The following is an 8956-nucleotide window of genomic DNA, read 5'->3' as shown; positions in this document are numbered from 1 at the left end:
CCCCCCCCCCCCCCCCCCCCCCCCCCCCCCCCCCCCCCCCCCCCCCCCCCCCCCCCCCCCCCCCCCCCCCCCCCCCCCCCCCCCCCCCCCCCCCCCCCCCCCCCCCCCCCCCCCCCCCCCCCCCCCAGGGCACGGCGAGGATGGGTCCCGTCCAACCCCGCCCTCCGGCCCGCGACCCCGTGGAGGCGCTCGTGCCCCGACCGGGCAGCACGCCCACGACGCCCGACGGGCGCTACCTCGTCGTGCGGGGGCGGCTGTGGCGGTGCTCGGACCCCGCGCTGGAGCCCGGGCGGCGCGCCGAGCTCGTCGCCGAGCTGATGAGCGCCCGCCGCGACAAGGGCGCCGCGCTGCGGGCCGGGGACCCCGCGGCGCGCGAGCGGGCCCGCGCCCGCGTCGACGCGGCCAAGCACGCCCTCGGCGAGCGCGGCCCGGTGTGGTGGGACGACGGCGCCCCGGACCTGACCCGGCACCTGGCTCGGAGCTCGCCGTACGCCGACTGGTACGCCGCGCTGGAGGACGAGCCGGACCACGAGGACGAGCGCGGGGACGGGGACGAGCGCGCGGGCGGGGACCGGTGACGCCCGCGCTGGCCGCCGGGGCGGGACCGCTCGTGGCGCTGCTCGCCGCGTGCGCGCTGCACGCCGGCTTCCAGGCCGTGGTGAGCGTCGTCGTCTACCCGGCGCTGGCCGAGGTCGGGCCGGAGCGCTGGAGCGCGGCGCACGGCGCGCACTCGCACCGGATCGTCCTGCTCGTGGCACCGCTGTACGCGGGGCTGGTGGCCGCCTGGGGGTGGGTGGCGCTGACGCAGCGGCTCGACGCGGCGCTGGTCGTCGCCGCGGCGGGCAGCGCGCTGGCCGGGGCCACGACCGCCCTCGTGGCCGCTCCCCTGCACGCCCGGCTGGGCAGCGAGGGCCCGAGCGCGGCGCTGCTGACCCGGCTGCTGCGGGCGGACCGCGTGCGCACGCTCGGGGCCCTGCTGGCCCTGGGCGGCGCGGTGGCCGCGCTGGCGCGCTGAGCCGACGTCCGCACCGCCGTGTCGCAGGTGCGCGCCAGGATCAGCGGCGACCGCGTCACCGGGCGCGGCGCCGGACCGCACTGGAAGGGCACGCCGTGTTCCTCGGACTGCGCACCGTCGTCTACCCCGCTCCCGACCTGGCCGCCGCCAGGCGGTGGTACGCCCGGCTGCTGGGGATCGAGCCGTACTTCGACGAGCCCTTCTACGTGGGCTTCGAGGTCGCCGGCTACGAGCTGGCGCTGGACCCGGCCGGCGACCCGGCGGTCGGCCCGGTGACGTACTGGGGCGTCGAGGACGCCGAGCGGGCCCTGGCCCGGCTGCTGGCCGCGGGCGCCGCCCCGCGCGAGCAGGTGCGCGAGGTCGGCGGGGGGATCCGCGTCGCGACCGCGCTCGACCCGGCCGGCAGCGTGCTGGGGATCATCGAGAACCCGCACTTCCACCTGCCCGGCGCGGTGCCCGCAGGCACCGGTCCGGGACGCTGACGGACGCTCAGGCCCCCGGCGCCTGCGCCAGCAGCCGGCGCGCGAGGTGGACGTCGGTGACGACCGAGGACAGCAGGCCGGAGCGCAGCAGCGCCTGGGCGGCGGCGGTCTTGCCGCGCCCGCCGCCGACGGCGATGACGTCCGGCACGGCGCGCAGCTGCTCGTCGGTGATCGCGATCCGGCGCTCGTCCAGCGCGCGGATGCGCCGGCCGTCGGCGTCGACGAGCAGCCCGCCCGTCTCCCCCACCACCCCGGCGGCCGCGAGCCGGCGGGTCTCCTCCGCACCGATGAGCGCGGGGATCTGGGAGAGCTCCGACGTCCAGGCCCCGATGGCGACGACCGCCTTGGTGACCCGCGGGAACAGCGACAGGGTGGTGCGGATCGCCCGCGCGTCGTGCAGCGCGGCGGCCGTGCGCCGGTCGGGCACGACGATGGGCGCGAACACCGAGTGGACCCGCCCGCCGTTCACCTCGCTGATCGCGCGGGTGATGTCCGGGCCGGTGTCGCCCACCGCCCCGCCCATGCCGGTGATCTGGACGACGTCGCAGTGGGCGATGCCGCCGAGGTGACCGGTCATCGAGCGCAGGGTGCGGCCGCAGTCGATCCCCAGCAGGTCGTCGCGCGTGACGATCTCGCGCAGCAGCTGCCCGGCCACCTGACCCAGCGCCTCCCGCACGCTGAACTCGTCCGGCGTCTGCACCGCGAGCGCGCGGCGCAGCCCGAAGCGGACCCGCAGCTCCTCCGACACCTCGTAGTCGACACCGGCCGGCGCGTGGATCTCGATCCGCACGAAACCCTCGTCGAGCGCGGTCTGCAGCATGCGGCCGACCTTGAAGCGGGAGAGCCCGCGCTCCTTGGCGATGTCCACGCGCGAGACCCCGTCCAGGTAGTGCCGTCGCGCCACCGCGACCAGTTCGGTGATCTCCTCGGGGCCCATGTGCTCATGTGAGCAGAGGGTTTGACAACCGTGCAAGCCGGTGGCGAGCATCTGCGCCACTGGAACGGCCGGACGCGAGGGAGCGCGGCGACCGCGAGCACCGTCGCCGGGGCCGGGACCGGGGGCAGCGCCGCCCCGGTCCCCGCCGCGGTGCAGCGCCCCCACCGCCCCGGCCACCCGTCCCGCAGACCCCGGAGGAACCGTGAGCACCACCGCAGCCGGAACCGAGCCGACCGACGAGGCCGTCGACCTCAGCTTCCGCCTCGACGGGCGGACCGCGCTGATCACCGGCGGGGCCTCCGGCATCGGCAGCGCCATCGCCGGGGTCTTCGCCGAGCGCGGCGCCCGCGTCGTCGTCGTCGACCTCGACGGCGAGGCCGCCCGCCGGCGCGCCGCGGAACTGCCCGGCGAGGCCGTGGGCCTGGCCGGTGACGTGTCCGACCCGGCGGCCGTGGCGGAGTTCACCGCCGCCGCCGAGGCCGCCACCGACGGCGTCGACGTGCTCGTCACCTGCGCCGGGATCGTGGACCTCGCCCCCGCCGAGGAGCTCGACCCGGCGGCCTTCACCCGCACCCTGGCCATCAACCTCACCGGCACGTTCCTCACCGCCCAGGCCGTCGGCCGGCACATGCTGGCGCGCGGGCGCGGCAAGGTCGTCACGATGGCCTCCCAGGCGGCGTCGGTGGCCCTGGACGGGCACGCCGCCTACTGCGCCTCCAAGGCCGGCGTCGTCGGCCTGACCCGCGTCCTGGCCTCGGAGTGGGCCGGGCGCGGGGTCACCGCGAACTCGATCTCGCCGACCGTCGTGCTCACCGACCTCGGGCGCAAGGCGTGGGCGGGCGAGAAGGGCGAGCAGGCGAAGGCGGCCATCCCGACCGGGCGGTTCGCCCTGCCCCGCGAGATCGCCGGGGCCGCGCTGTTCCTGGCCTCAGGCGCGGCCGACATGGTCAACGGCGCCGACCTCGTCGTCGACGGAGGTTTCACGATCCGCTGACTGCTCATGTGAGCAGAGGTTTTGACATCCGAGCCGGCCGGGGGAAACCTGTGGCCGACCGGGGCGCAGGGCAGCGCCCCCGTCCCGCCGACCGCGGGACACCCGTGCCGCCCGGCCCCGGGCGGCACCACGGACGCCGGGGCACCCCGCTCCAGCGAACCATCGAACCGGAGTTCCGACGATGAGCTACGACGCCTTCTCCCTGGCAGGACGCACCGCACTCGTGACGGGCGGGAACCAGGGGCTCGGCAAGGCCTTCGCGTTCGCGCTGGCCCGTTCCGGCGCACGGGTGGCGATCGCCGCGCGCAACGGCGCCCGCAACGCAGAGACCGTCGCCGAGGCGGCCGCGGACGGCATCGAGCTCGTCGCGATCGAGGCCGACATCACCGACGACGCTGCGGTGCAGCGGATGACGGACGAGGCCGTCGCCGCGCTGGGGTCGCTGGACGTCCTCGTCAACAACGCCGGCACCTGCTACCACGCGCCCTCGTGGGACGTCACCGACGAGCAGTGGAACGCCGTGTTCGACCTCAACGTGCGCGCGCTGTGGAAGACGAGCCTGGCGGTCGGCGCGCACATGCGCGAGGCCGGCCGGGGTTCCATCGTCAACGTCGGGTCCATGTCGGGGATCATCGTCAACCGCCCGCAGATGCAGCCGGCGTACAACGCCTCCAAGGCCGCGGTGCACCACCTCACCAAGTCGCTGGCCGCCGAGTGGGCGCCGCTGGGCATCCGCGTCAACGCCGTCGCCCCCGGGTACGTCAAGACGGAGATGGCGCCCGTGGACCGCCCCGACCTGCAGCGGTACTGGATCGAGGACGCGCCGCAGCAGCGGTACGCGCTGCCGGAGGAGATCGCGCCGAGCGTGGTTTTCCTGGCCAGCGACGCCGCGAGCTTCATCACCGGCAGCGTCCTGGTCGCCGACGGCGGGTACACGGCGTGGTGACCGGCGTGGTGACCGGCGTGGTGACCCGCAGCACCGTCCGCGCCCCCGGGGAGGGATCGTGAGCGCAGCAGCACCCGTGGAACGGCCCACCGCCCGCGACGTCGTGCTCGAGTGCCGCGACCTGCACAAGTCCTTCGGTGGCGTGCCCGTGCTCAAGGGCGTGTCGCTGTCGCTGCAGCTGGGCACCGTCACCGCCCTCGCCGGCGAGAACGGCGCCGGCAAGTCGACGATGATGAAGATCGCCGCCGGGCAGTACCGCGCCGACTCCGGCGAGGTCCTGGTCCGGGGCGAGCCGCTGGCCGGCGGCGGGATCCGCGCCGCGCACCGCCTCGGGGTGGCGATCGTCCCGCAGGAGCTGGCCTCCATCGCCGACATGACCGTCTACGAGAACCTCTTCGTCGGGCGCGAGCTGAAGACGCGCCTGGGCACCCTGGACCGCCGGCGCATGGCCTCGCGGGCCGCGGAGATGCTCGAGGTGTTCGGGGTCCGCATCGACCCGGGCGCCCGGATGGGCACCCTGCCGGTCGGGATGCAGCAGATCGTGGAGATCGTCAAGAACTCCAGCCGCGGCGCGAAGGTCGTGCTGCTCGACGAGCCCAGCTCGGCGATCTCCGAGCGCGAGGTCGAGGGCCTGTACCGGGTCGTGCGGCGCCTGCGCGACGACGGGGTGGCCATGGTGTTCACCACGCACAAGATGGCCGAGATCCGCGAGCTGGCCGACCGCGTCGTCGTCCTGCGCGACGGCGGCCTGGTCCTGGACGGCCCGATGACGCAGGTGGGCGACGACGACATCGTCACCGCGATGATCGGCCGCGAGCTGGAGGACCTCTTCCCGCCGCTGCACACCGTGCCCGCCGAGGACGAGCCCGTGCTGGAGGTGCGCGACCTGCAGGTCGCCGGGCAGCGCGGCACCGCGTCGCTGGAGGTGCGCCGCGGGGAGGTCCTCGGCCTTGCCGGGCTCGTCGGCGCCGGCCGCACCGAGCTGCTGGAGGGGATCTTCGGCGTCCGCGCCACCACCGGCGGCACCATCGAGGTCGCCGGCCGGCAGGTGCGGCGCAAGGACCCCGCCGCGGCCATCGCCGCCGGCATGGCGCTGGTCCCCGAGGACCGCAAGCACGCCGGGGCCGTCATGGGCCTGTCCGTGCTGGACAACGGCACGCTGCCGCGGCTGGCGACGTTCTCCGTCGCCGGCTGGCTGCGCCAGCGCGCGCGCACCCAGCGGGTCGGGCAGGCCATGGAGTCCGTGCGGCTGCGCAGCCGCGGGCTCTCGCAGGACGTCGGCACCCTCTCGGGCGGCAACCAGCAGAAGGTCGTCCTGGCCCGCTGGCTCACCGAGCACGTCGACGTGCTGCTGCTGGACGAACCCACCCGCGGCGTGGACGTCGGTGCCCGCTCGGAGATCTACCGGATCATCACCGAGCTGGCCGCGGCGGGCATGGCCGTCGTCATGGCCTCCTCGGACATGACCGAGGTGCTCGGCCTCTCCCACCGGGCCCTGGTCATGCGCGACGGCGGCGTCGTCGGCGAGCTCACCCGCGACGACCTCGACGCCCCGCACGTGCAGGAGCTCATCTTCCGCCTCAGCTCCGGCCTCACCCCGCGCGGGGACGGCCCGAGCGGGGCTCCCCACGCGACCCCCAGCGGCGAAGGACACGCCTGACATGACCTCCACCCAGACCGTGGCGGACCCCACCCCGGCGACCGCCCCGCGCCGGCGCTTCAGCCGCGAGTGGCTGGTCGCCCAGCTCATCCGCCGGGCGATGCTCATCGTGATGCTGCTCGTCATCGCCTTCTTCAGCTACCGCAGCCTGCGGTTCTCCTCGCCGGAGAACCTGCAGAACATCCTCATCGCGGCCGCCCCGTTCGCGCTCATCGCCCTCGGGCAGACGCTGGTGATCCTCACCGGCGGCATCGACCTGTCGGTCGGCAGCGTCATCGCCGTGGCGGCGATGACGTCGGCGGCCGTGGCCAAGGCCAACCCCGGCCAGGTGTGGCTGACGGTGCTGTCGGCGATGGCGGTGGGCCTGCTGGCGGGGGCGGTCAACGGGATCCTCGTCTCCCGGATCGACGTGCCACCGTTCATCGCCACCCTCGGCATGCTCACCGCGGGTTCCGGCATCGCCTACGTCATCGGCGGCGGTGCGCCCATCAACGGCCTGCCCGCCGAGTTCGGCACCATCGCCAACACCAAGGTGCTGGGCCTGCAGATCCCCGTCATCGTCATGATCGTCGGCATCGTGGCGCTGGGGATCATCATGCGCCGCACCTCCTACGGCATGCGCGTGTACGCCGTCGGCGGCAACCGCGTCGCCGCCGAGATCGCCGGCGTCAACGCGCGCCGCACGCTGTTCAGCGTCTACGCCGTCAGCGGTCTGCTGGCCGGCCTGTCCGGCGTGATGCTGGCCTCGCGCGTCATCTCCGGCCCGCCGAACCTCGGGCAGGGCTACGAGCTGGACGCCATCGCCGCCGTCGTCATCGGCGGGGCCAGCCTCATGGGCGGGCGCGGCACCGTCTGGGGCACCGCGCTGGGCCTGCTGCTCATCCAGACCCTCAACAACGGCCTCGACCTGCTGCTCGTGCCGGCCTACTGGCAGGACGTCATCAAGGGCGTCCTCATCGTCGCGGCCGTCGCCGTCGACGTCTGGTCGGTCAAGCGCCGGGCCTGACCCCGTGCACCGCTCCCCCGCTCCCCCTCCTCCCCCCGCGACGTCCCGTTCGAAGGAGACCCCCGTGTCGCAGAACAGCACCCCCGCCCCCCTGAACCGCCGCACGCTGCTGGCCGGCGGCTTCGGCGCGGGCACCCTGGCCCTGGCCCTGTCCGCCTGCGGTGCCGGTGACCCGACCGCGAACCAGGGCGGCGGCGAGAGCGGCGGCGAGGGCGGCTCCGGCGGCCTGCGCATCGGCGTCAGCGTCTACGACATGAGCTCGTTCATCACCGCCGGCAAGGAGGGGATGGACGCCTACGCCGAGGCCGAGGACATCGAGCTGCTGTGGAACTCGGCGAACCTGGACGTCAACACCCAGGCCAGCCAGGTCGACCAGTACGTCAACGCCGGCGTCGACGCCATCATCGTCGTCCCCGTGCAGGCCGACTCGCTGCAGCCGCAGGTGGCCGCCGCGAAGGCCGCCGGGATCCCGCTGCTGGCCGTCAACGCCGAGCTGAACTCCACCGACCTGGCCGGCAACGTCCAGCCCGACGACGTGGCCGCAGGCGCGGCGGAGATGCAGATGATGGCCGACGCCCTCGGCGGGCAGGGCGGCATCGTGGTCCTGCAGGGGCCGCTGGGGCAGTCCGGGGAGATCAACCGCACCAAGGGCATCCAGGAGGTCCTGGCCAAGTACCCCGGCATCACGGTGCTGGCCCAGGACACCGCGAACTGGAAGCGCGACGAGGCCGTCAACAAGGTGAAGAACTGGATCTCCGCCTTCGGCGCGGACATCAAGGGCGTCGTCGCCGAGAACGACGACATGGGCCTGGGCGCCCTGCAGGCGCTCAAGGAGGCCGGCGTCAGCGTCCCCATCGTCGGCATCGACGGCATCGAGGACGGCCTCAACGCCGTCAAGAGCGGTGAGTTCATCGGGACGATGCTGCAGAACGGCACCGTGGAGCTGTCCGCCGGGCTCGCCGTGGCCGCCGCCGTGGCCCGCGGCGAGGATGTGAACACCGAGCCCGTGTACCAGATGCCGAAGATCACCAAGGCGAACGTCGACGTCGCGATCGAGCACGTCGTCACCGAGCGCGAGCAGTTCCTCGCCGACCTGCCGGCGATGACGAAGGAGAACCTGGAGACCGGCGACATCGCCGCCGAGGGGATCCCGGCCGCGTGAGGGGTTCGGTCGCCCTGGTGACCGGCGGCGCCGGCGGGATCGGCGCCGCCGTCGTCGAGGCGCTGGAGGAGGCCGGCGCCCGGGTGGCGGTGCTGGACCGCACCGCACCCGAGCCGCGCGAGGGGCGCCTGTTCGCCGACTGCGACGTCACCGACGCCGCGGGCGTGGAGGCGGCCGTGGACGAGGTGGTGGCCCGGGCCGGGCGCCTGGACGTCGTCGTCAACTGCGCGGGCACCGCGACCATCGCCCCCGCGCTGGAGATCGACCTCGCCGGCTGGGAGAGCACCCTGCGGGTGAACCTCACCGGCAGCTTCCTCGTCAGCCGGGCCGCCGCCCGCCACCTGGTGGCGGGCGGCGGCGGGCGCATCGTCACGATCGCCTCGCAGGCGGCGAGCGTCGGCCTGGCCGGGCACGTGGCCTACGCGGCCTCCAAGGCCGGTCTGCTGGGCATGACCCGCACGCTCGCGCTGGAGTGGGGCCCGCTGGGCATCACGGTGAACACCGTCTCCCCCACCGTCGTGCTCACCCCGCTCAGCCGCCCGAACTGGGAGAACCCGGCCGGTGAGGCGCTGCGGGCGCAGGTCCCCGTCGGCCGGTTCGCCGAGGCCTCCGAGGTCGCCGCGGCCGTGCTGTTCCTGGCCGGCCCGGGCGCCGCCATGGTCAACGGCCACGACCTGCTCGTCGACGGCGGCTACACGGTCCGCTGACGCCCGACCCGCCCCGGCCCGTACCGTTCCCACGACGACCCAGCCCT

General features: G+C 75.0%; 10 protein-coding genes. 9 read left to right on the top strand and 1 reads right to left on the bottom strand.

All coding sequences use genetic code 11. The features are described 5' to 3' along the window. The first annotated feature begins 191 nt into the window (after positions 1 to 191). From ACRYM2_RS11010 to ACRYM2_RS11000, 3 genes are all read left to right on the top strand, one after another. Complete coding sequence (locus ACRYM2_RS11010) at positions 192 to 578, top strand: hypothetical protein (protein ID WP_432522283.1); 387 nt, start codon at positions 192 to 194, stop codon at positions 576 to 578. Next, a complete protein-coding gene (locus tag ACRYM2_RS11005; RefSeq protein ID WP_432522281.1) occupies positions 575 to 1015 on the top strand; it encodes a hypothetical protein in 441 nt (146 codons plus the stop codon). Before ACRYM2_RS11010 ends, ACRYM2_RS11005 begins: the two co-directional genes overlap by 4 nt. 95 nt (positions 1016 to 1110) lie before the next feature. Next, a complete protein-coding gene (locus tag ACRYM2_RS11000) occupies positions 1111 to 1497 on the top strand; it encodes a VOC family protein (protein ID WP_432522279.1) in 387 nt (128 codons plus the stop codon). Positions 1498 to 1504: 7 nt separating this feature from the next. Here the strand turns inward: ACRYM2_RS11000 and ACRYM2_RS10995 are convergent, their stop codons facing one another. Further along, the gene (locus ACRYM2_RS10995) at positions 1505 to 2434 is read right to left on the bottom strand and encodes a sugar-binding transcriptional regulator (RefSeq protein WP_432522276.1); all 930 of its coding nucleotides are present in this window, start codon (positions 2432 to 2434) and stop codon (positions 1505 to 1507) included. Between the two features lie 202 nt (positions 2435 to 2636). Here ACRYM2_RS10995 and ACRYM2_RS10990 point away from each other — a divergent pair, with 202 nt between their 5' ends. From ACRYM2_RS10990 to ACRYM2_RS10965, 6 genes are all read left to right on the top strand, one after another. Further along, the gene (locus ACRYM2_RS10990) at positions 2637 to 3428 is read left to right on the top strand and encodes a GolD/DthD family dehydrogenase (RefSeq protein ID WP_432522274.1); all 792 of its coding nucleotides are present in this window, start codon (positions 2637 to 2639) and stop codon (positions 3426 to 3428) included. 181 nt (positions 3429 to 3609) lie between these two features. Continuing rightward, positions 3610 to 4374, top strand: a complete 765-nt coding sequence (locus tag ACRYM2_RS10985) for an SDR family NAD(P)-dependent oxidoreductase (protein ID WP_432522272.1) — start codon at positions 3610 to 3612, stop codon at positions 4372 to 4374. Between the two features lie 58 nt (positions 4375 to 4432). Further along, positions 4433 to 6034, top strand: coding sequence for a sugar ABC transporter ATP-binding protein (locus tag ACRYM2_RS10980; protein WP_432522270.1), 1602 nt, complete (start codon positions 4433 to 4435; stop codon positions 6032 to 6034). 1 nt (position 6035) lies between these two features. After that, positions 6036 to 7040, top strand: a complete 1005-nt coding sequence (locus ACRYM2_RS10975) for an ABC transporter permease (protein ID WP_432522268.1) — start codon at positions 6036 to 6038, stop codon at positions 7038 to 7040. Positions 7041 to 7131: 91 nt separating this feature from the next. After that, a complete protein-coding gene (locus tag ACRYM2_RS10970; RefSeq protein WP_432522291.1) occupies positions 7132 to 8202 on the top strand; it encodes a substrate-binding domain-containing protein in 1071 nt (356 codons plus the stop codon). After that, a complete protein-coding gene (locus ACRYM2_RS10965) occupies positions 8199 to 8909 on the top strand; it encodes a GolD/DthD family dehydrogenase (protein WP_432522266.1) in 711 nt (236 codons plus the stop codon). The genes ACRYM2_RS10970 and ACRYM2_RS10965 overlap by 4 nt, the downstream gene beginning before the upstream one ends. Positions 8910 to 8956: the final 47 nt, after the last annotated feature.

This window comes from Kineococcus aridisoli, from assembly GCF_050871885.1.
Taxonomy (GTDB): domain Bacteria; phylum Actinomycetota; class Actinomycetes; order Actinomycetales; family Kineococcaceae; genus Kineococcus.
This window is presented reverse-complemented; position numbering and strand designations above follow the sequence as displayed.

Coding starts and splice junctions, on each gene's coding strand:
- ACRYM2_RS10975 (WP_432522268.1), top strand. CDS start 6,036: ATGACCTCCACCCAGACCGTGGCGGACCCCACCCCGGCGACCGCCCCG.
- ACRYM2_RS10995 (WP_432522276.1), bottom strand. CDS start 2,434: ATGGGCCCCGAGGAGATCACCGAACTGGTCGCGGTGGCGCGACGGCAC.
- ACRYM2_RS10985 (WP_432522272.1), top strand. CDS start 3,610: ATGAGCTACGACGCCTTCTCCCTGGCAGGACGCACCGCACTCGTGACG.